The following is a 22,090-nucleotide window of genomic DNA, read 5'->3' as shown; positions in this document are numbered from 1 at the left end:
CCCCCGCCGAACGCCTGACCCGGTCCGGCAGTCCGCCAGGGCGTGCCTCCGCCGACGCCGGGGCGAGGCGCGCTCCCCCGCCGGCCTCAACCGTCAGCGCGGCAGTTGAGCCGTCCGCGCCCACACGTCCCTGCCGTTCCGCTCGTGGCACCCAGGCCGGGTGGGTGGAACGTCATGGACGTCTCCGCACCCGCTTGACGTCCATGACGTTCCACCCACCGATCGCACCGCGCCCCGAACGGCGGGGAGCGAGGTTTGGGTGCGTCTGTGGTTGCCGGGGCGACATCAGGTGCATCCAAACGCTCAGACTGAGGTGTCGGCGGCCGGAGCCGGGGTGGGGTCGCCCTCCCCGGGCGGGGCCGCCGGCGGGCCGATCGGGTCCGTCGCGACGGCGGGCGCGGGCGCGATCACCGGGCCACGCTCCGCGCGGCGCCCGTTGCCCGTGCGGGGCGTCGGGGCCATTGGGTCGGCCGGCAGCAGCCGGGGCGGCAGGGCGCCCGGGGCGACGACCGGGGCGAGCCCGGCCACCACCGTGTTCACGATCTCCGCCGCGTACGCCCCCTCCGGGTCGTAGTCCGGGTCGAAGACGGTCAGCTCGACGCCGAGGCAGTGCGGGGTGTCGACCAGCCCGGCGAGCAGGATCTCCAGCTCGGCGAAGGCGATCCCACCGGGGTCGGGCGCGTCTACGGCGGGCATCACCGCCGGGTCGAGGACATCGACGTCGATGTGCACCCAGTAGCCGGCGCAGTCCACGACTTGCTCGTGCGCCCACTGCGCCGTCCGGGCGGCGCCCTCGGCGCGCAGCGCCGGCACCGGCCGGGTGGTGATGCCGGCGGCCTGGAGGTCGAGCCGGTACTCGTCCTGCGCGCGGATGCCGAGCACCACCACGTCGACGTCCCGGAAGTAGGGCCGGCGCCCCTCGATCGCGGCCAGGTCGGGCTGCCCCCGCCCGGTGACCAGCGCCAGGTCCTCCCCCGCCGCCGCGCCGACGTACGAGGCGTTGCCGGGGTGCCGGAAGTCGGAGTGACCGTCCACGAAGACCAGCCCGATCCGCCCGCCGACCGCCTCGCCCAGCCGGTGCATGGCCAGCGCCGAACCGAGCAACACCGAGCAGTCCCCGCCGAGCACCAGCGGGAACTCGCCACGGTCGATGATCGCGCCGATCCGGTCGGCGAGCGCCGCCGAGTAGGCGGAGATCTCCGGCGCGTGGCAGACGCCGTCACCCGGCCGCCAGTCGCCGGGGTCGTAGCGGGGCGGGGTGAGGCAGCCGGCGTCGCGGGCACGCAGTCGCGCCAGCAGCCCGTGGTCGCGCAGCGCGCCGGGCGCCTTGGCGCAGCCGGGGACGGAGCTGGCCGTGGGCGGCCGCAGTCCGAGGTTCGTCGGCGCGTCGAGGACGGCGATCCGGCGCATCATGAGCTCCCGTCCTCGGTGGTCGGGCGGGCCGGCGGTGCGCCGGCCCGCACGGGCGTACGTCGGGTTCAGAACAACGCGCTGGCCAGTGCGCGTCGGGCGGAGGCCACGGCGGGGTCGTCCGGGCCGGCGATGGTGAACAGGCCGATCAGGTGCTGGCGTACCCGGTCCCGCTCCTCGCCGGCGGTCCGGCGGACCAGGCCGACCAGCCGCTGGTAGGCCTGCTCGGCCAGGCCGCTGAGCACCTCGATGTCGGCGGCCAGCAACTGCGCGTCCACGTCGTCGGGGGCCGAGGCGGCGGCGTCGAGCACGCCCTGCGGGTCGGCGCCGGCCACCCGGCGGGCCAACCCGACCTGCGCCAGCCCGGCCTCCGCCGCCGCGTCGGCCGGGGACTCGGCCAGGATCTTCCGGTACGCCGCCTCCGCGGCGTCGAGGTCGCCGCTCATCAGCGCGTCGTCGGCCGCGTCGAGTCGCGGGTCCTCCGGCTCGGCCACGGCGACGCCCGCGGACTTGAGCACGGCCTGGAGCCACTTGCGCAGCTCCGACTCGGGCAGCGGGCCCGGAAAGGCGTCGACCGGACGGCCGCCGACGATGGCGTAGGTGGTGGGCAGCGCCTGGAGCTGGAACATCTGCGCGAGCCGGGGCTGCTGCTGCACGTCGACCCGGGCCAGGAGCCAGGCTCCGGCGCCCTCGGCGGCCAGCTTCTCCAGCACCGGGGCGAACTGGTCGCTCTCCGGGTAGCCGGCGGCGCCGAAGAAGACCACGACCGGTGTGCTGAGCGAGCGTTCGAGCACCTCGGTCTGGATGTTCGCCTCGGTCACGTCGAGCACGGCGGCCGAGCCGGCGGGGCTGCCCGGCAGCCCGGCGGGCGGGCCGCCCGGAGACGGTGTGGCGGGCGGGGTGTCGGCCGGTGCGGGGGTGCGCAGCGCGCTGAGGTCGACCGCGCCGCGGGTGAAGATCGACGAGGTGATCCGTGGGTCGCTCATGGTTGTCTAGTCTCGCACGTGCCGCGCCGAACTCCGCTCAGCCGCAACGGCGACGTTGCGACTCTCACCCCTGCTCAGAGGTGCAAGGAGGGGCCCCTTCTTAACAGACGTCTGTTAAGAAGGGGCCCCTCCTTGCACTAGAAGCGGGCGGGCTCGCGGTAGACGCCCCACTCGGCGCGCAGCGCGTCGCAGATCTCGCCCAGGGTGGCCTCGGCGCGGACCGCGTCCAGCATCGCCGGGATCATGTTCTCCCCGGTCCGGCTGACCTCCACCATCCGACGTACGGCGGCGGTGACCGCGGCGTCGTCGCGGACCGACTTGCGCTCGGCCAGCACCCGGCGCTGCTCCAGCTCCACCTCGTGCGAGATGCGCAGGATCTCCAACTCCTTGGCGACCGTGCCGGTGTGGCAGTTGACGCCGACGATCTTCTTGTCGCCCTTCTCCAGCGCCTGCTGGTAGACGAACGCCGACTCGGCGATGTGCCCGGTGAACCAGCCGTCCTCGATGCCGCGCAGGATGCCCGAGGTCATCGGGCCGATCTGGTGCGGGCCCTCGCCGCCGAGCTGCCGGATGCGGGCGAAGATCTCCTCGGCCTCGGCCTCGATCCGGTCGGTGAGCGCCTCGACGTACCAGGCGCCGCCGAGCGGGTCGGCCACGTTCGTCACCCCGGTCTCCTCCATCAGCACCTGCTGGGTACGCAGGGCGATCTCGGCGGACTCGTCGGTGGGCAGCGCGAGCGTCTCGTCGAGCGCGTTGGTGTGCAGCGAGTTGGTGCCGCCGAGCACCGCGGCGAGCGCCTCGACCGCGGTGCGCACCACGTTGTTGACCGGCTGCTGGGCGGTCAGCGACACCCCGGCGGTCTGCGTGTGGAACCGCAGCCACTGCGCCTTCTCGCTGGTGGCGCCGTAGACGTCGCGCAGCCAGCGGGCCCAGATCCGGCGGGCGGCGCGGAACTTGGCGATCTCCTCGAAGAAGTCGAGGTGGGAGTCGAAGAAGAAGCTCAGCCCGGGGGCGAACACGTTGACGTCCAGCCCGCGCGACAGACCCAGCTCGACATAGCCGAAGCCGTCGGCCAGGGTGTACGCCAACTCCTGCGCGGCGGTCGAGCCGGCCTCGCGGATGTGGTAGCCGGAGACCGAGAGCGGCTTGTAGCGCGGGATCTCGGCGGCACAGTATTCCATCAGGTCGCCGATCAGGCGCAGGTGCGGCTCGGGGTCGAACAGCCACTCCTTCTGCGCGATGTACTCCTTGAAGATGTCCGTCTGGAGCGTGCCGTCCAGCGTGGACAGATCGGCGCCCTGCCGCTCGGCGGCGACCAGGTACATGCAGAACACCGGCACGGCCGGGCCGGAGATGGTCATCGAGGTGGTGACGCCCGCCAGGTCGATGCCGTCGAAGAGCACCTCCATGTCGGCGGCCGAGTCGACGGCGACGCCGCAGTGGCCGACCTCGCCGAGCGACTGCGGGTCGTCCGAGTCGCGACCCATCAGCGTCGGCATGTCGAAGGCGACCGAGAGCCCGCCGCCACCGGCGCCGAGGATCATCTTGTAGCGCTCGTTGGTCTGCCGGGCGTTGCCGAAGCCGGCGAACTGCCGGATGGTCCAGGCCCGCCCGCGGTAGCCGGTCGGGTGCAGACCCCGGGTGTACGGGAACTCGCCGGGCCAGCCGATCCGCTCGAAGCCCGGGTAGGCGGTCCCCTCCGGCGGGCCGTACACCGGGTCGACCGGCAGGCCGGAGAGCGTGGTGAAGTCCGCGTCGCGCTTGCGGGCGGCGTCGTAGCGGGCCTGCCAGCGGGCCCGGCCTGCGGCGATCTCGTCAGCGTCCATGCGCGGAGCTCCTCCTCGAGTCCTCGTCAGAAGACCGAGTGTAGAACGCGCACCTGAACGATCGCTAAGGACAGGCGTACCGGCCGGTAACCCGCGCCGGCCGCCGACCATCTCCAGGTCGCAGAAGAACCGATGGCGTACGCCCTGCGCGTCCTCGGCCGACACGGTCGCCCCTCCGGGGTCGGCCGGGGCGAGCACCCCCGACCGGTCTATGTGCAGCCAGCCGAACTGCTTCGAGAGCAGATCGAGTCGGGCGCGTTCCCGGCCGGCGCGAACGTCGCGGGCGATCTCGATGCTGCGATCGGAAGGACCGGTCACCACCAGCAGGCCCTTCGACACCCGTGTTCGGGAGACGCCTCAGCGGCGGCAGGTCGAGCTCGCGGCCGGCAGTTCGGTGATCGCCCGGATGCCGACCGGCAGTTGACCCGCCCCCAGCACACCTGAACCGGTCCGGCAGTCCGCCAGGGCGTACGCGCTCAGGTCACCCCCTCCGCCGACGCCGGGGCGAGGTGCGCTCCCCCGCCGACCTGAGTCGCCAGCGTGAGAGATGAGCGGCCCGCGCCGGCGGTCGGATGCCAGGATTCCGGCTCGTCAGGGCGGGGCGGCACCGATGGCGGCGACGGACCGGGCGTTTGACGTCCATGCCGTTCCACTCGTGACGCTCAGGCCGGGTGGCTGGAACGTCATGGACGTATGCGCGCCCGTTTGACGTCCATGCCGTTCCACCCACCCCTCAAGACGGGCCGATCCGACTGGTATCCGTGCGGCACGTACCCGGGTGACGCGATCGGAACGCCACCGGCGACGCCGGTTTGCCGACGTGGTGGCTTCCGACGGGCACCCGCCCGGCATGACGCCGACGTGGCGGTATCAAGGTCGGCGCGATACCGCCACTTCGGCGTGATGGCGTTGATCATCGTGGGGCTGGGCCGGGCGACCCACATTTGCCATCAAGTTTGCAGGCGGCGTGAACCCATTTGCGGGTCAGCGCACTGATGCGCCCGGGTCACCGATGGCGACGTCGTCCACCCGGATGTTGATCTCGTCGACGCGCAGCCCGTACGCCTCGACCGCGGACGTGACCGCGGCCCGCACCGCGTCGGTGACCTGGGGCACCGGGTGACCACCGTCGATCACGATGACCAGGTTGACCACCGCCGCACCGTCAGTGACGTGCGCCGAGCAGCCCCGCCGGGCGTCGCCGAGCTGGTCCAGACCGACCCGGTCGAACACGGCGTTGAAGAAGCGGGCCACGTCACCGCCCAGCTCGGCCACGCCGGGGACCGACTTCGCGGCGGCCACCGCGATCTTCTCCACCACCTCGTCGGCGACGTGCGTCGTCCCGCCCGCGGTGGCGTCCGGCGTCATCGACAGCTCCTGCGTAGCCTCGTGCTCCACGCCTGCTCCCCATCCCCCTCGCCCAACCAGACCCCGGGAGCGTAGCGGTTCAGGTGCCGAGCTGGGTCAGCAACTCGTCCGCCGCGGCGTACGGATCAAGGGTGCCTTCGGCCACCTTCGCGGCGAGCGACGGGAGTTGCGTACCGTCGCGCAGCGAACCGATCTTGGCGCGGAGCGCGCCGAGCGCGATGGCCTCGATCTCGGCGGCGGCCCGCGCCTCCCGGCGGCGGCGCAGCTCGTCGTGCCGCTCCAGCCAGTCGCGGTGCTTGTCGATCGCGGCCGCGATGTCGTCGATGCCCTCGGCCCGGGCGGCGATCGCGCGCACCACCTGCGGCCGCCACTCCCCCGGCCCGCGCTCACCGAGCGCGATCATGCCCTGGATGTCGCGCACGGTGGCGTCGACGCCGTCCCGGTCGGCCTTGTTGACCACGAAGACGTCCGCGATCTCCAGGATGCCGGCCTTGACCGCCTGGATCGCGTCGCCCATGCCCGGGGCGAGCAGCACCAGCGTGGTGTCGGCCAGCGAGGCCACCTCCACCTCGGCCTGCCCGACCCCGACGGTCTCGACCAGCACCACGTCGCACCCGGCGCCCTCCAGCACGCGGACCGCCTGGGGCGTCGCGGCGGAGAGCCCGCCGAGGTGGCCCCGGCTGGACATGGAGCGGATGTAGACACCGGGGTCGGTGGCGTGGTCCTGCATCCGGACCCGGTCGCCGAGGATCGCCCCGCCGGTGAACGGGCTGGACGGGTCGATGGCCAGCACGCCGACCCGGTGACCGCGCGCCCGCAGCGCGCGTACCAGCTCGTTCGTGGTGGTCGACTTGCCCACGCCCGGCGAACCGGTCAGGCCCACCACCTGGGCGTGCCCGGCGTAGGGCGCCAGCGCGGCCGCGACCTGCGGCAGCACCTCGTCGCCGGACTCGACCAGGGTGATCAGCCGGGCCACCGCGCGGGGGTCACCCGCGCGGGCCCGCTCGACCAGCAGGGGTACGTCCCGGCTGCGGCGCACCGGGCCGGCGCCCGGGATGGTCACGTCACTCACGCGCGCGACTCGCCGCCCGTCGGCACGTGGATGATCAGCGCGTCGCCCTGACCGCCGCCGCCGCAGAGCGCCGCCGCCCCGGTGCCGCCGCCCCGCCGCTTCAGCTCCAGCGCGAGCGTGAGCACCAGCCGGGCGCCGGACATGCCGATCGGGTGGCCGAGCGCGATCGCGCCGCCGTTGACGTTGACCTTGTCCGCGCTGATCCCGAGGTCACGGGAGGACTGGATGCCGACCGCGGCGAACGCCTCGTTGATCTCGATGAGGTCGAGGTCGTCGATGCCCAGGCCGCCCTTCTTCAGGGCGTGGTTGATGGCGTTCGACGGCTGCGAGTGCAGGGAATTGTCCGGCCCGGCCACGTTGCCGTGCGCGCCGATCTCGGCCAGCCAGGTGAGCCCCAGCTCGGTCGCCTTGGCCTTGCTCATCACGACCACCGCGGCGGCGCCGTCGGAGATCGGCGAGGAGCTGCCGGCGGTGATGGTGCCGTCCTTGGCGAAGGCGGGGCGCAGCCGGCCCAGCGACTCGGCGGTGGTGTCCGGCCGGATGCCCTCGTCCTCGCTGACCACCAGCGGGTCGCCCTTGCGCTGCGGAATGATCACCGGGGTGATCTCCTCGGCGAAGTGGCCGTTCTTCTGGGCGGCGGCGGCACGCTGGTGGCTGGCGGCCGCGAAGGTGTCCTGCTCCTCGCGGGTGATGCCGTGCCGCGCGCCGTGCCGCTCGGTGGACTCGCCCATAGAGCAGCAGTCCCAGGCGTCGGTGAGCCCGTCGAGGGCCAAGTGGTCCTTGATCGTCACGTCGCCGTACTTGTAGCCGGAGCGCTGCCCGAGCAGCAGGTGCGGGGCTTTGGTCATCGACTCCATGCCGCCGGCCACCACGATGTCGAACTCGCCGGCGCGGATGAGCTGGTCGGCCAGCGCGATCGCGTCCAGGCCGGAAAGGCAGACCTTGTTGATGGTCAGCGCCGGGGTGGACATCGGGATGCCGGCCTCCACGGCCGCCTGGCGGGCCGGGATCTGGCCGGCGCCGGCCTGGAGCACCTGCCCCATGATCACGTATTGCACCTGGTCCGGTGCCACGCCGGCGCGCTCCAGCGCCGCCTTGATCGCGATGCCGCCGAGCCTGGTCGCCGGGAGGTCCTTGAGGTTGCCCAGCAGGCGGCCCATCGGGGTCCGCGCGCCGCTGACGATCACCGAAGCCATGCCTGCCTCCGAGGGGGGTGCCGACCTGTACGCCTTAACGATTGTTCGGTCAGACTAGCGCCATGGCTGAGAACTCCTCCGTCGAGCCCGCTGCCGAGTTTGTCACAGACATCGGCCTGCGCCGCATCGACCACGTCGGGATCGCGGTCGCGGACCTGGACGCCGCGATCGACTTCTACCAGCGCACCTTCGGCATGCGCTGCGTGCACACCGAGACGAACGACGAGCAGGGCGTACGCGAGGCGATGCTGGCGGTCGGGCCGGACGCCTCCGGCGGCATGGTGCAGTTGCTGGCCCCGCTCTCGCCGGACACCACGATCGGCAAGTTCCTGGACAAGCGCGGTCCGGGCATCCAGCAGGTCGCCTACACGGTGACGGACATCGACGCGGCCTGCGCGGCGCTGCGCGAGCGCGGCGTGCGACTGCTCTACGACGCTCCCCGCCGGGGCACCTCCGACTCCCGGGTCAACTTCGTGCACCCGAAGGACGCCGGCGGCGTACTGATCGAGCTGGTCCAGCCCGCCTGAGGTGTAAGGAGGGGCCCCTTGTTAACAGACGTCTGTTAACAAGGGGCCCCTCCTAACAAGTGGGAAGACGTGCGGCCATGCGCGGTTCCGCGTTCCCATGGGCATCTCCACGCATCGGCGGATGCAGTTTTTCACAGAGGGCTTCCCGCCCAAGCTACCGTTCAGTAACGTCCGCCCCCACAGGAACGCGACCGGTGCCGGATGTGTCGATTGCCGACATGGTTCCCCGTCGCGCCGGCGCCGACGATGGCAGCACCCCTGCCCCCGGTGCGGGTGCTGACGAACGGGAGGTCACCGTGCAGGACATCCTTGAAGCGATCATGGCGGCGGAGGGCTCGGCGCAGCCGGAGCGGGAACTCGCCGGCCTGGCCGGGCTTCCGGTGCCGGAGAGCTACCGCGGCGTGGTGGTCCGCGCCGAGGACACCCGCATGTTCGACGGCATGGCCACCCGGGACAAGGACCCGCGCAAGGCACTGCACGTCCAGGAAGTGCCCACCCCCGCGCTGGGGCCGGGCGAGGCGCTGGTCGCGGTTATGGCCAGCGCGATCAACTACAACACGGTGTGGACGAGCATCTTCGAACCGCTGCCCACGTTCAAGTTCCTCCAGCGCTACGGCCGGCTCTCCGAGCTGACCCGGCGGCACGACCTGCCGTACCACGTGGTCGGCTCGGACGCGGCCGGCGTGGTGCTGCGGACCGGTCCCGGGGTGACCCGGTGGAAGAGCGGCGACGAGGTGGTCGCGCACTGCCTCTCGGTCGAGCTGGAGGACGCTGCCGGCCACGACGACACCATGCTCGACCCGCAGCAGCGGATCTGGGGCTTCGAGACCAACTTCGGCGGCCTGGCCGAGCTGTGCGTGGTCAAGGCCAACCAGCTGATGCCGAAGCCGCGCCACCTGAGCTGGGAGGAGGCGGCCAGCCCCGGGCTGGTCAACTCCACCGCCTACCGGCAGCTCGTCTCGCACCACGGCGCGAACATGAAGCAGGGTGACGTGGTGCTGATCTGGGGCGCCTCCGGCGGCCTGGGCGGCTACGCGACCCAGATGGCGCTCAACGGAGGCGCGATCCCGGTCTGCGTGGTCTCCTCCCCGGAGAAGGCCGAGCTGTGCCGGAAGATGGGCGCCGAACTGGTCATCGATCGCACCGCCGAGGGCTTCCGGTTCTGGTCCGACGAGCAGACGCAGGACCAGGACGAGTGGCGCCGCTTCGGCGAGCGGATCCGTGAGCTGACCGGGGGCGAGGACCCGGACATCGTGTTCGAGCACCCGGGTCGGGAGACGTTCGGGGCCAGCGTCTACGTCGCCAAGAAGGGCGGCACGATCGTCACCTGCGCCTCCACCAGCGGCTTCCTGCACCAGTACGACAACCGTTACCTCTGGATGCACCTCAAGCGCATCGTCGGCAGTCACTTCGCCAACTATCACGAGGCGTGGCAGGCCAACCGGCTGGTCGCGCTCGGCAAGGTGCACCCGACCGTGTCGAAGACCTACCCCCTGGAGCAGACCGGCCAGGCCGCGTACGAGGTGCACCGCAACGCGCACCAGGGCAAGGTCGGCGTGCGCTGCCTCGCGCCCACCGACGGTCTCGGCGTCCGGGACACCGAGCTGCGGTCCCGGCACGAAAGCGCGATCAACAGGTTCCGCGGGCACTGACCGTACGGCGGCGCCGGATTGCCTTTCCGGCCGACCGTGACGCCATTCGACTGGCGCGAAGACAGTCGTGCGGACAAAGGGCCGCGGGTACCGACCCGCGGCCCTTTCCCGTCACCGTCGCCGGGCCGCCCGTCGTGCCCGGGACCTGCCAAGATCGCCGGTTGGTCCGGCCTCGCCGCCCGGGTGAGTTGACCATGTAAAGAGGACGCGAAAGCTGCCGACCACTCTTGCGAACCACCCTGGGGCGTCTGCGAGTATGTCCCAATGCCCCAGCAGCAGTCCTCCCCTCTTGCGTTCTTCGATAACGCGAACTCACAGCCCGATTTCACTGTTGGCCTGCGCGGATACAACACCAACCAGGTCGACGACTTCATCGGCCGGCTGAGCGCCGCACTGAGCCAGTCCGAGCAGGCCCGCGCCGAGGCCGAGCAGCGGATGAACGACGCGCAGCGCCGCCTCCGGCAGGCCGAGCAGCGCCAGGGCGCGCTCGAGCAGAAGCTCACCGAGACCAACAAGCAGCTCGAGGAGAACAGCCGGCCGACCCTGTCCGGCCTGGGCACCCGCGTCGAGCAGATCCTCCGGCTGGCCGAGGAGCAGGCCAACGACCACCGCAACGAGGCCAAGCGCGAGTCGGAGGGCATCCTCTCCGCCGCCCGCCTCGAGGCCCGGGAGATCACCGACAAGGCCCGCGCCGAGGCCGCCGCGATGAAGGCCACCGCCGAACGCGAGGCCGGCAGCGTCCGCACCGCCGCCGAGCGCGAGGCCGCCGAGGTGCGCGTGCAGGCCCGCCGGGAGGCGGACACCCTGCGTGCCGACGCCGACCGGGAGACCAAGCAGCTGCGCACGGTCACCGCGCACGAGGTGGCCGAGCTGAAGTCGACAGTCGAGCGGGAGGTCGCCACCCTGCGCGCGACCGCCGAGCGGGAGATCACCCAGCAGCGGGCCAAGGCCGCCCGGGAGGCCGAGGAGAAGCGGGCCGAGGCCACCAAGCTGCTCACCGACGCGCGCGACAAGCGCGACAAGGACCTCCAGGCGCTGGAGCTCCAGCTCGCCGAGCGGCGGGAGAAGGCCGAGCGCGAGGAGTCCGCGCGACACGCCGCCCAGGTCAGCCAGACCCAGAAGATGGTCAACGAGGCCGAGCAGCGCGCCCGGGCCGCCCAGGAGCGGGCAAAGGAGATCGAGCAGCGGGCCGAGGCCCGCCGGGTCGAGTCCGAGCGCACCGCCAACGACACCGTCGACAAGGCCAAGGCGCTGGCCGACAAGACGCTGAACGAGGCCCGGGCCGAGTCGCAGCGGGTGCTCAACGAGGCCCGCACCGAGGCCGAGCTGACCACCCAGGCGGCCCGCCGCGAGGTGGAGGACCTCACCCGCCAGAAGGACGCGGTCACCTCGCAGCTCGGGCAGATGCTCTCCGGTCTGGCCGGCATCGTGCCGGGCGTGCCGGCGGGCGGCAACAAGGCCGAGGCGCCGAAGGCCGACACCGCCGGGCAGAAGGTCACGGCCGAGTCGGCCGGCTGAGCACCACCCGCTGACGGGGCATGAGCCGCGGCGCGGAGTGACACCGGGTCACCGGTGTCACTCCGCGCCGTCATGCTTTCCCCGGCCCGTTTCGCGGCGAGGGTGAGGTAGGTCCCAGAAGGGGCGTCCGTATCGCCCCCACAGAGCCGGATGCGTGTGAGGATGGGGGCATGTCGCACGGCGAGGAACTGTTCGCGCTCGGCGGGGACGTGACCACGGAACCCAGCTTCGAGTCCGCGCTGCGGGGATATGAGAAACGACAGGTCGACCGTTACGTCGCCCGCGCGGAGCACGAGATCGCGGCGCTGACCACCGAGCGGGAACAGGCCTACACCCAGATCCACAAGCTGGCCGGCCAGGTCGAGGTGTTGCAGCGCGACCTCGCCCAGGCACGCAAGCCGGTGGGTGTGGTCGACCGCGCCTCGTTCCGGCACCTCGGTCCCCGGGTCGAGCAGATCCTCACCATGGCCGAGGAGCAGGCCGACGACATCCTCGCCGCCGCCAACGAGGAGATCGAGGCCCGCCGGGCCGCCGCCGAGCACATCGTCGAGGAGGCCCGGGAGCAGGCCGCGCAGGCCCTCAAGGACTTCGAGATCGCGCTCGCCGCGCGCCGGGCCGAGGAGGAGCGGCACACCGCCACCCGCAAGGCCGAGGCGGAGGCCACCCTGAAGGCCGCCAAGGACGAGTCCGCGAAGCTGCGGACGGCCGCCCAGGACGAGGCCGAGAAGCTGCGCCGGACCGCCCAGGACGCGCTGGCCAAGGCCCAGCAGGAGGCCACCCAGCTACGGGACACCGCCAAGGAGATCCACTCCCGGGCCCAGCAGGAGGCCGCGCGGCTGCGCGAGTCGGCCAAGGAGGCGCTGGCCAAGGCCCAGCAGGAGGCCAACCAGCTGCGCGAGGCGGCCAAGGAGGTGCACGCCAAGGGCCAGCAGGAGGCCAAGCGGCTCACCGACGCGGCCGCCGAGGCCGGTCGGGCCACCCACGCCAAGGCGCTGGCCGAGGCCAAGAAGATCGTGGACGACGCGGAGGAGGCCGCGAAGGCGACCCGCGGCCGGGCCCGCACCGAGGCGAACCGGCTCACCACCGAGGCGGCCGAGGCCGGCAAGCGCAACCGCGCCGAGGTCGAGGCGTACGTGCAGCGCATGCGCACCGAGACCGAGGCGTACGTGCAGAAGTCCCGCGCCCAGACCCAGCAGGAGCTGGGCGCCTGGCGGGCCGGGGTGGAGCAGGAGGTGGCCGGGCAGCGGGAGAAGGCGGAGAAGGAGCTGGCCCAGCGCCGGGCCGCCGCCGAGCAGGAGTTCGCCAAGCGCCGCGACGAGCTGGACAAGCAGCACACCGCCCGGCACGAGGAGCTGGAGCAGGCGTACACGACCCGGCGCGACGAGATCGAGCGGAACGCCGCGAGCATCCGGCAGGCCGCCGAGGAAGACGCGCTCACCATGCGGCAGCAGGCCGAGCTGGAGGCAGCCGAGCTGCTGCGCCGGGCCGAGGCGGGCGCCACGGAGCAGCGCCGCAAGGCCGACGAGCACGTCGCGGCCTCGCGTCGCCAGTTCGAGGAGTACGCGGCCACCACCCAGCAGCACCTGGCCACCACCCAGCAGCACCTCGCCGCCACCCAGCAGGAGGTGGCCGCCGGCCGGCAGCAGCTCGCCCAGGTGATGCTGGAGATCGCCAAGGCGCAGCAGGAGCTGGCCGACCTGCGTACCGAGACGTGGCGGTCCCGGCAGGAGTCCGACGACCTGGAGAGCCGGCTCACGACGCTGCGCCGGGACGCCGACTCGGCCGGCATCGCGGCCACCCCGGTCGACCCCGCCGACCTGGCCTCCGCGGCCGGCGGGACGTCGCGTGAGTCCGTTCCGGTGGGCGGTGGCTCGCCGGGGGTCAACGGCGCCGGGCCGGAGAAGGGCGAGAGCCGGGCCACCGGCGAGCCGGCCGAGGGTGGGCCGGCGAAGCCGGTGGGCGAGCCGGTGACCACCATGGACTCCGTCAACGGGGCGGGCGTCGACGGGGAACCCACAGTGGCCGCCGTGCCGGGCGAGGGCGGCCGGGGCGCCACCCCCACGAAGATCACCAGCACCGGTGAAAACGGCAAACGCCCGACCAAGCCCACCACCGACGAGCGCAGCGCCAAGCCCAGCACGGTCACCGTCGACAAGGACTGACCGACAAGATCCAAACCAGCTCAGCGAAACGGCGGTGTCCCGCGCGCCGGGACCGCACCACCGCCCCGAGCTGGTGTCGATCGGTGTGGTGGAGGGATGGTCGCCGCGCACGGCGACGGCTAACCTGCGGGCAGAGGGTCGCACCAGCAGGCGCGGTCCGTCGCGGCGCTGCTCCGACGGGCCCGTCGGAGCAGCGGGGAGCCGGGGAGGCACGGGTGTCGCAGGAGGGATCCGCCGCCCCGGACGACGACCCGTTCGAGGCGTTGCGCCCCGAACCCGACGATCCGCGACAAGCGCCGGCGGCACAGCCGGCCGAAGCCGCCGCGCCAGCCGGCACCCCCGCCCGACCCCCGGACCCCGACACCATGACGGATCCCCCCACCCGACAACCAGGCCCCGACACCACGGCCGACACCCCCACCCGACAACCAGGCCCCGACACCGCCCTCACCCAACGGCCGGGCTCCGATGGCAGGCCCGCCACCCGCGCCGCGCCGGGCCGGCCGGCCGACCCGACCGGGAACGCCCGCCCCGACACGTCCGACACGTCCACGTCCGACACCGGCGCATCGGTCACCCACACCGGGGCCGGAGCCGGGTCGACGAGCGGGCCCGCCGGCTTCGGGACCACCCGGGTCGGCAGCGGGAGCGTGAAGGTCGAGGCGAGCGAGTTCGAGCCGGGCGAGTTCGAGCCGTCGGGGCGCTTCGGCGTGCCGGGGCGGCCGCTGCGGCGCAACAGTTTCCTGGTCGGTTTCACCGGCGCGCTCGGCGTGCTGCTGGCGTACGCCGTCTTCCTGGGCGTCCGCAACGCGGCCGGCATCCTGGTCCTGGTGGTGATCGCGCTCTTCCTGGCGGTCGGCCTGCACCCGGCGGTGGTCCGGTTGCGCGGCTGGGGAGTGCCGCACGGGTTGGCCGTGGCGGTGGTGACGCTGACCGTGGTGCTCTTGATCGTGGGTGGGCTGCTCGCGCTGGTGCCCCCGGTGGTGACCCAGTCCGGGCAGTTCGTCCAGCAGCTACCCGGCTACGTCGAGGACCTGCGCCGCAACCCCACGGTCAACGACCTGGTGGTCCGCTACGACGTCATGGAGCGGGTCCGGTCGGCGGCGAACGCCGACACGATCGGCCGGGCGCTCGGCGGCGTGCTCGGCGGGGCGCAACTGATCTTCGGCACGATCTTCCGGGTGCTGACCGTGCTGGTGCTGACGATCTACTTCCTGGCCTACTTCGACAAGCTGCGCAGCCTCGGGTACGCGCTGGTGCCCCGCTCGCGCCGGGAGCGGGTGCGGCTGATCGGCGACGAGATCCTCACCCGGGTCGGCGCGTACATGGTCGGCGCGCTGGCCATCGCGGTGCTGGCCGGGGTGAGCACGTTCGTGTTCGCGATGGTGGTCGGCCTGCCGTACCCGTTCGCCCTGGCCGTGGTGGTGGCGGTGACCGACCTGATCCCGCAGATCGGCGCGACCCTGGGCGCGGTGGTGGTGACCCTGGTCGGCCTCGCCACCGACCTGCCGGTGGGCATCGCCTGCCTGGTGTTCTTCGTGGTCTACCAGCAGGTGGAGAACTACCTGCTCTACCCGAAGATCATGCGACGGGCGGTGTCGGTCAACGAGGTGGCCGCGTTGCTCGCGGCGCTGCTCGGGGTGTCCCTGCTGGGCGTGGTGGGCGCGCTGATCGCCATCCCGACGGTGGCCGCCCTGCAGTTGATCCTGCGCGAGGTGGTGCTGCCCCGGCAGGACGCGCGCTGAGGCGCTACTCGGCGCTGCGCTGGGCCGGGCCGGGGACCGGAGTGTCGGCGAACGCGGCCACCGTGCGGTCGGCGTAGGAGCTGACGTCGCCGGTCTCCATCGGGCCGTCCCAGGTCGTCGGCAGCGGCAGCGGCACGGCCGGGGCGACCCGCCGGACGACCTCGTCGAGCACCCGCTCCGCGTCGCCGACCCAGAGGTGCTTGGCGCCGTCCACGCCGACCACCTCGGCCTGCGGAATCGCGGCGAACCGCCGCCGAGCCTCCTCGGGGCGCAGGTAGTCGTCGAACTCCGGCACCAGGGCGGTGAGCGGTCGGCCCGAGGAGGCCCAGACCGTCAGGTCCTCCGGGGCGGAGAAGCGCAGCGGCGGGGAGAGCAGGATCGCGCCGGCCACCGCCGGGTCGCAGCCGTGCTTGAGCACCAGGTCGGTGCCGAACGACCAGCCCACCAGCCAGATGTTCGGCAGTTCGTGGAACTCGGCGTACTCGATCGCGGCGGCCACGTCGAACCGCTCGCCGACGGCGTTGTCGAACGCCCCCTCGCTGGTGCCCCGGACGCTGCTGGTGCCCCGGGTGTTGAACCGGAGCACGGCCAGGTCGGCCAGCGCGGGCAGTCGCCAGGCCGCCTTGCGGAACACGTGGCTGTCCATCATTCCGCCGTGGGTGGGCAGCGGGTGCAGGCAGATCAGCGTGCCGACCGGCGCGCGGTCCAGCGGCCGGGCCAGCTCGCCGACGAGCGTCAGGCCGTCGGCGGTGTGCAGCTCGATGTCCTCCCGCCGGCCGGGCAGGATCGACGACGCGCGAATCGCAGTGCTCACCCTGCCAGTGTCCCGCGTCGTCGGCCCGGCCGCCCGCCGGGGCGGGAACCGGGTGATCCAGATCGCTCAGCCGTGCCGAGGTGCGCCGCGACCGCGCTGGAGGTTGGGGGCGCGGCGCTCCCGGGCCCGCCAGCAACCGCTGTGCCAGTGCCGGCGGTCGGTGAGGTCACCCCGGTCGTCGGCCGGCCAGGCCACCAGATGCGGCACGCCCGGCCGGATCTCCTGGTCACAGCCGGGACACCGGTACGTCTTGGCGGACGCGCCGCCGCTGATCGCGCGGACCTGCCAGTCGCCGTCGCGCCACTGCTGCACGGTCGGCACGCCGTGCCGGGCTCGTTCGGCGTCCAGGCTGGGGCCTTCTTCCCGGCGGGGCCGATTGCGACGGGGACTCACGGTCACCAAGCGTACGGCCACTCCCCGGCCCGCCGCCGGTGACCCGGATCCGAGCGATCTTGGTGCGGGCGCACCCCTCGGCGGGCTGTTCCGTACCAGGATCTCGCGCGTGGTGGCCGGTCAGGGCCAGGTCTGTGGGCGGGGCAGGTCTTTCGCCACCTGTGCCCCGGCCAGCACGGTCGCCGCTTCGGCCTCGGTGAAGTCCACGTGGCCCGCGGGCCGGCCGTCCGGGTAGGGCCAGGCGAAGTCGACCGTCAACCGCCCCTTGGGTATGCCGAGCAACTCCAGTCGCGTGCCGTCCGGATAGCGGTAGCCGGGACGACCGCCCAGGTCGCGGTTGCTGCTCCGGCCCGTGTCGTCCGCCATCATCGCCCCGTAGACCAGCCGCGTCCACATGGTCGAGGAGGGTGCCCGGGAGACCGTGAGCTGGGCCGTGAGGCCCCTCGGGAAGCCGGTCACGTCCACCGAGCAACCCGTCACCGCCGCGTTCGCGGGAAGCGTGGTCAACCGTACCGGCGCGGCGCACCGCCGGGCTTCGTCCCAGCGCACCAGGCCGGCGGCCAGGTTCAGGGCGGCCGGATCGCCGCCGAGCATGGCCGCTCGGGCGTAGAGACCGGGGACGGGCTGCCAGGACTTGACCAGGCCGTCGGTGGTGCCGGCGACGCGCAGCACGCCACCGTCGAAGGTCAGCCGCCCGGTGACCGCCTGTACCGGGAAGCCGTCGATCGGGGTGTCGTCGAGCGCCTTGGCATCCCGGCTCACCTCGAGCAGGACCGGTTGTCCGCCGCCGACCCTGAACCGGATCGACTCGATCTGGTGGGATCCGTAGACGGACCAGCCCAGATAGCGGGCCCGGCTGCTGTCCAGGCTCACGTGCAGCACCTGCGGATCGGTGCCGACCAGGTCGGGGCGATCGCTCCCCCCGGGCACCCCGTCGGCGAGCGGCGGAACCGGGGGCGGCGACACCGCCGGCGTGGTGGCGGTCCAGGGCATCCGCCCGGCCAGCCCGCCCACGTCCACCCGGACCACGCCGACGAAGCCGAGCACGCCGACCAGGGCGAGCGCGGTCCCGGCGGTGGCCCGGCGGCGTACCTGCCGGCGCCGGCCGAGCGCGCGCGAGCCCCGCAGCAGGCGGCGGGCGTCGATCTCCCCGTCGGCGCGCTCCCGCAGCACCGAGGCGATCCGCTGGTCGAGGTCGGTCACGGCCGGCTCCCCTTGGTCGTCGGGACGCCGCAGCGCTCCCGGAGGTGGGCGAGCGCCCGCATCGCGTGGGTGCGGACGGTGACCGGGGAGCAGTCGAGGATCTGGGCGATGGTGTGGTCGTCCAGATCCTCGTAGTAGCGCAGCACGAGCACGGCACGCTGGCGGTCCGGCAGGGCACGGATCAGCCGCCACATCTCGTCCCGGTCGGCCGCCTCGCCGTCGAGGTCGCCCCGCTGGGGCCGTTCGGCGAACGTGTCGACCGCCAGCTCGCGGCTGGAGCGCCGCCGCCACCAGGAGTTGTTGGCGTTGACCAGCATCCGGCGCACGTAGACATCGGGCCGGTCGGCGCGGGCGATCCGCCGCCAGTGCACGTACGCGCGGGCCAGCACGTCCTGGGTCAGGTCCTCGGCGCGGTGCGCGTCGCCGGTCAGCAGCCGGGCCAGGCGTAACAGGGCCGGGCCCCGGCTGCCGACGTACTCCTCGAAGGTCACACCCTCACGACGCCGTCACCGGCGCGGGTTGTTGACCCCGCTCAGCGGTTGGTGTGGTCGCGGAAGCCCCGGCCGGCCTTGCGGCCCAGGTAGCCGGCGGTGACCAGGTGCTCCAGCAGCGGCGCCGGGGCGAAGCCGGGCTCGCGCAGTTCCAGGTACAGCTCCCGCTGGATCGCCAGCGAGACGTCCAGGCCGACCACGTCGAGCAGCTCGAACGGGCCCATCGGGTAGCCGCAGCCGAGCTTCATCGCGTAGTCGATGTCGTCGGCGGTGGAGTAGCTGGCCTCCAGCATCTTCACCGCGTCGTTCAGGTACGGGAAGAGCAGCGCGTTGACGATGAAACCGGACCGGTCGCCGCAGACCACGCCGGTCTTGCCCACCGCGGCGCAGACCGCGCGGGCGGTCGCCGACGTCTCGGCGGAGGTGCGGATGGTCCGGACCACCTCCACCAGCGGCATGATCGGCGCCGGGTTGAAGAAGTGCAGGCCGACCACGTCGGCGGGCCGCTGGGTGGCCATCGCCACGTCGATCACCGGCAGCGACGAGGTGGTGGTGGCGAGCACCACGCCCGGCTTGCAGATCTCGTCCAGGCTGGCGAACAGCGCCTTCTTGACGCTCAACTCCTCGACCACGGCCTCGACCACCAGGTCGACGTCGGCGAGGTGCTCCAGCGTGGCGGACCAGGTGATCCGGCCCATCGCGGCGTCCCGGTCGGTCTCGGCGAGCTTGCCCCGGACCACGCCCTTGTTGAGCGAGGTCTTGACCGCCTCGCAGACCTTGGCGGACTTCTCCGCGCCCCGGGTCACCGAGACGACCTCGTAGCCGGCCTTGGCGAAGACCTCGATGATGCCGGTGGCCATGGTGCCGGACCCGACCACACCGACTTTCGCGACCACGCGCGCACCGTCGGCGAGCGCGACCTCCGCGGCGACCGGCGTGTGCTCGTCGGCGACGACCTTGGGCGAGCCCGGCCGCTCGTACGTGTAGAAGCCCCGGCCGGACTTCCGGCCGAGCAGTCCGGCGGTGACCATCTGCTTGAGCAGCGGGGCCGGGGCGTGCCGGCGGTCCCGGCCGCCGCGCCGGTACATGGTGTCGAGGATCTCGTAGGCGGTGTCCAGGCCGATCAGGTCCATCAGCGCCAGCGGGCCCATGGGCAGGCCGCAGCCGAGCTTCATGGCGGCGTCGATGTCCTCGCGGGTGGCGTAGCGGGCCTCGAACATGCCGACGGCGTGGTTCAGGTAGCCGAAGAGCAGCGCGTTGGCGATGAAGCCGGCCCGGTCGCTGATGGTCACGTCGACCTTGCCGAGCCGCTCGCAGAGCGCCTCCACGTCGGCCACCACCTCGGCCGAGGTGACCACCGTGCGGACCACCTCGACCAGCTTCATCACCGGGGCCGGGTTGAAGAAGTGGATGCCGATGACCTGGTTGGGCCGGGTGGTCGCGACGGAGATCTCGGTGACGCTCAGCGACGACGTGTTGGTGGCCAGGATGGCGTCGGGCGTGCAGACCCGGTCCAGCTCGGCGAAGATCCGCTGCTTCAGGTCCAGGTGCTCGGGCACCGCCTCGATCACCAGGTCCACGTCGTGCAGGGCGTCCAGCCCGACCCGGAAGTCGACCCGCGACATCAGCGCGTCCCGGTCGCCCTCGGCGAGCTTGCCCTTGGCCACGGCGCGGTCGGTGGAGCCGGTCAGCGTGGTCCGGCCGCGCTCCAGCGCCGCGTCGGAGATCTCCACGGCGGTCACGTCGAGACCGTTGCGGGCGAACACCTCGACGATGCCGGCACCCATGGTGCCCAGACCCACCACACCAACCCTGGTGAACTCGCGCGCCACGACCGGCCTCCCTCGGTTGACTCCGCCGTTGCCGACTTGAACGGCCGCTAAGGTTATGCGCCGGAGTCTGCCACGTGACGCTGCGTTGTCGAGACGCCGTGGGATATTTCACGCACCCCCGCCTCAGGCGGGCGCGGCCACCCCGGCGAGCGCCAGCAGCTCGGCCACGAACTCGGTCGGCCGCTCCAGGTGCGGGCTGTGCCCGCAGCCCGGCAGCGCCACCTCCCGGTAGGCGCCGCCGGCCGCCGCGTACCGGTCCAGCACCGCGCGGGTCTGGCCGACCATCGGCTGCGGCGGGCACGCGTCCGCGCCGGGCCAGCCGGGCACGATCCCGAGCTGACCGAGGTACGCCAGGTCGAACAGCGAGGTGTCCGAGACGATCACGTCCGCGTCGCCGCGCACCCAGGTCACGGGCGGCTTGACCGGTACGGCGACCAGCTCGTCGGCGAGCCGGAAGTGGGCCGGGGCCAGCGCGTTGAGCACGCCGCGGCGCCCGGCGGCGGTGCCCGGCCAGTGGGCCGAGCCGACCGCGGTGCCGGGGTAGTTGTCGTCCCCGGTGGCGGTGGTCAGCATGCTCTCCAGCAGCAGGTCCTCGTGCTCGCCGAGCGACGCCGGGTCGGCCACGTAGGCGGCGCGCAGCACGTTGCGCGGGCTGGTCGGGCCGTCGGCGCCCCGGTCACCGGCGGCGAGCCGGGCCACGAAGTCGGGGTTCGCGCCGCCCGCCCCGGTGCCGGCGTAGTCGGGCGTGGTGGGGGTGCCGTCGAGGCCGCGGGTGCCGCCGAAGCCGTACGGCGAGACGGGCGCCGCCAGCAGCAGCCCGGACACCCGCTCCGGGTGGTCGACCAGCAGCCGCATCACCACCCCGCCGCCCAGCGAGTGCCCGACCACGACCGGTCGGGCGCCGGGCGCGAACAGCCCGGGGACGTCGAGCAGGGCGGCCACGTCGTCGGCGACGTCACCGAGCCCTCGGGTGGCGTCGACCGGGGCGGTGTCGGTCTCGCCGTAGCCGCGCAGGTCGGGGGCGACGACCCGGAGCGTCTCGGGCAGCCGGGGCAGCAGCGGTTCCCAGAAGGCCGCCGACGAGACGTTGCCGTGCACCAGCAGCACCGGCACGCCGTCGGAGGGGCCGGCCACCCGGACCGCCTGGGTGATGCCGTTGGCCTGGACCGTCTGCCGCGCGCTCCGCATCCGGGCATGCTGGCACACCACCCGGCCGGTTGCCATGTGGCCGGCGCCCACGGCGGGCGGCCAGCACCTGTGGTCGACAACCGCTCCGGGGGCGGTGGGCGCGGGCAGGTCAGCCGGCGTCGACCGGCTGGGCCTCACGTGCCTCGATCGGCTGCCGTTGCGCCGGCACGGGCAGCGGGAGGGTGGGCCGCTGGTCGCGGCGGGGCTGGCCGAAGCTCATCCCGACCGGATCGGTGCGGGCCACGCCCGGGTCGTAGAGGCGCAGGTCGGTGCGGCCGAGTCGGACCACGTCGCCGTCGGAGATCGGCACGCTGCCGGTGATCCGCCGGTCGTTGAGCCAGGTGCCGTTGGTGGAGCCGAGATCGGTGAGCAGCACCCCCTCACCGGTGGCCTGGACGCTGGCGTGTCGGCGACTCAGGTGCGGGTCGGCGAGCACGACGTCGGCGGTCGGCGCCCGGCCGATCACCTGCACGCCCCGCCCGACCCGGAAACTGAGCCCGCGCATCGCCCCACCCGACACCGTCAGCAACGGCATCAGCTCAGGATGCTCCTCCATGGACAGTCGACCTCCACCCCACATCGCCCCGCGGCGTTAGCCTGCCACCTCACCGTAGTGACTCCCACCGCCGCGCGGTCACCCCCGCGACCCCGGGTGGTCATCTCCCGTTCGCCGTTCGGACGGCCGGGAAGGGCGCGATCGGCCATTA

General features: G+C 73.0%; 18 protein-coding genes. 5 read left to right on the top strand and 13 right to left on the bottom strand.

Annotation, left to right across the window (positions count from 1 at the left end):
- Positions 1-303: 303 nt before the first annotated feature.
- The 6 genes from O7618_RS31660 to O7618_RS31635 form a co-directional block, all read right to left on the bottom strand.
- Positions 304-1,413, bottom strand: a complete 1,110-nt coding sequence (locus O7618_RS31660; RefSeq protein WP_347405402.1) for an arginase family protein — start codon at positions 1,411-1,413, stop codon at positions 304-306.
- Between the two features lie 65 nt (positions 1,414-1,478).
- The gene (locus tag O7618_RS31655) at positions 1,479-2,396 is read right to left on the bottom strand and encodes a tetratricopeptide repeat protein (RefSeq protein ID WP_278109792.1); all 918 of its coding nucleotides are present in this window, start codon (positions 2,394-2,396) and stop codon (positions 1,479-1,481) included.
- Positions 2,397-2,533: 137 nt separating this feature from the next.
- Positions 2,534-4,222 (bottom strand): methylmalonyl-CoA mutase family protein, encoded by a 1,689-nt coding sequence (locus O7618_RS31650; protein WP_278110226.1) that lies wholly within the window; start codon positions 4,220-4,222, stop codon positions 2,534-2,536.
- 984 nt (positions 4,223-5,206) lie between these two features.
- Positions 5,207-5,620: an Asp23/Gls24 family envelope stress response protein gene (locus O7618_RS31645; RefSeq protein WP_278109791.1), complete on the bottom strand. Its 414-nt coding sequence runs from the start codon at positions 5,618-5,620 to the stop codon at positions 5,207-5,209.
- A gap of 49 nt (positions 5,621-5,669) precedes the next feature.
- On the bottom strand, positions 5,670-6,653 hold the full coding sequence (meaB, locus tag O7618_RS31640; protein WP_278110225.1) for a methylmalonyl Co-A mutase-associated GTPase MeaB: 984 nt from the start codon (positions 6,651-6,653) through the stop codon (positions 5,670-5,672).
- Positions 6,654-6,658: 5 nt separating this feature from the next.
- Positions 6,659-7,858, bottom strand: coding sequence for an acetyl-CoA C-acetyltransferase (locus tag O7618_RS31635; RefSeq protein ID WP_278109790.1), 1,200 nt, complete (start codon positions 7,856-7,858; stop codon positions 6,659-6,661).
- A gap of 62 nt (positions 7,859-7,920) precedes the next feature.
- Here O7618_RS31635 and mce point away from each other — a divergent pair, with 62 nt between their 5' ends.
- The 5 genes from mce to O7618_RS31610 all read left to right on the top strand — a co-directional run bounded on the left by mce (position 7,921) and on the right by O7618_RS31610 (position 15,462).
- The gene (mce, locus tag O7618_RS31630) at positions 7,921-8,385 is read left to right on the top strand and encodes a methylmalonyl-CoA epimerase (RefSeq protein WP_278109789.1); all 465 of its coding nucleotides are present in this window, start codon (positions 7,921-7,923) and stop codon (positions 8,383-8,385) included.
- Between the two features lie 296 nt (positions 8,386-8,681).
- On the top strand, positions 8,682-10,037 hold the full coding sequence (gene ccrA, locus O7618_RS31625) for a crotonyl-CoA carboxylase/reductase (RefSeq protein WP_278109788.1): 1,356 nt from the start codon (positions 8,682-8,684) through the stop codon (positions 10,035-10,037).
- A 264-nt stretch (positions 10,038-10,301) separates the two neighbouring features.
- Positions 10,302-11,555 carry a DivIVA domain-containing protein gene (locus O7618_RS31620; protein WP_278109787.1) on the top strand — a complete coding sequence of 418 codons (1,254 nt, stop codon included), beginning with the start codon at positions 10,302-10,304 and terminating at the stop codon, positions 11,553-11,555.
- Positions 11,556-11,725: 170 nt separating this feature from the next.
- Complete coding sequence (locus tag O7618_RS31615) at positions 11,726-13,717, top strand: hypothetical protein (RefSeq protein ID WP_278109785.1); 1,992 nt, start codon at positions 11,726-11,728, stop codon at positions 13,715-13,717.
- Positions 13,718-14,367: 650 nt separating this feature from the next.
- Positions 14,368-15,462: an AI-2E family transporter gene (locus O7618_RS31610; RefSeq protein ID WP_278110224.1), complete on the top strand. Its 1,095-nt coding sequence runs from the start codon at positions 14,368-14,370 to the stop codon at positions 15,460-15,462.
- A gap of 4 nt (positions 15,463-15,466) precedes the next feature.
- Here O7618_RS31610 and O7618_RS31605 read toward each other — a convergent pair whose 3' ends face one another.
- The 7 genes from O7618_RS31605 to O7618_RS31575 all read right to left on the bottom strand — a co-directional run bounded on the left by O7618_RS31605 (position 15,467) and on the right by O7618_RS31575 (position 21,939).
- A complete protein-coding gene (locus tag O7618_RS31605) occupies positions 15,467-16,276 on the bottom strand; it encodes an alpha/beta hydrolase (protein WP_278109783.1) in 810 nt (269 codons plus the stop codon).
- A gap of 66 nt (positions 16,277-16,342) precedes the next feature.
- Positions 16,343-16,675 (bottom strand): hypothetical protein, encoded by a 333-nt coding sequence (locus O7618_RS31600; protein ID WP_278109782.1) that lies wholly within the window; start codon positions 16,673-16,675, stop codon positions 16,343-16,345.
- A 114-nt stretch (positions 16,676-16,789) separates the two neighbouring features.
- The gene (locus tag O7618_RS31595; protein WP_278109781.1) at positions 16,790-17,872 is read right to left on the bottom strand and encodes a hypothetical protein; all 1,083 of its coding nucleotides are present in this window, start codon (positions 17,870-17,872) and stop codon (positions 16,790-16,792) included.
- The gene (locus O7618_RS31590) at positions 17,869-18,363 is read right to left on the bottom strand and encodes a SigE family RNA polymerase sigma factor (RefSeq protein WP_278109780.1); all 495 of its coding nucleotides are present in this window, start codon (positions 18,361-18,363) and stop codon (positions 17,869-17,871) included. Before O7618_RS31590 ends, O7618_RS31595 begins: the two co-directional genes overlap by 4 nt.
- Positions 18,364-18,404: 41 nt before the next feature.
- Positions 18,405-20,195, bottom strand: coding sequence for a 3-hydroxybutyryl-CoA dehydrogenase (locus O7618_RS31585; protein WP_278109779.1), 1,791 nt, complete (start codon positions 20,193-20,195; stop codon positions 18,405-18,407).
- Between the two features lie 123 nt (positions 20,196-20,318).
- Positions 20,319-21,383, bottom strand: a complete 1,065-nt coding sequence (locus O7618_RS31580) for an alpha/beta hydrolase (protein WP_278109778.1) — start codon at positions 21,381-21,383, stop codon at positions 20,319-20,321.
- A 109-nt stretch (positions 21,384-21,492) separates the two neighbouring features.
- The gene (locus tag O7618_RS31575) at positions 21,493-21,939 is read right to left on the bottom strand and encodes an FHA domain-containing protein (RefSeq protein WP_278109777.1); all 447 of its coding nucleotides are present in this window, start codon (positions 21,937-21,939) and stop codon (positions 21,493-21,495) included.
- Positions 21,940-22,090: the final 151 nt, after the last annotated feature.

It is taken from the genome of Micromonospora sp. WMMD980 (genome assembly GCF_029626035.1).
GTDB lineage: Bacteria > Actinomycetota > Actinomycetes > Mycobacteriales > Micromonosporaceae > Micromonospora.
This window is presented reverse-complemented; position numbering and strand designations above follow the sequence as displayed.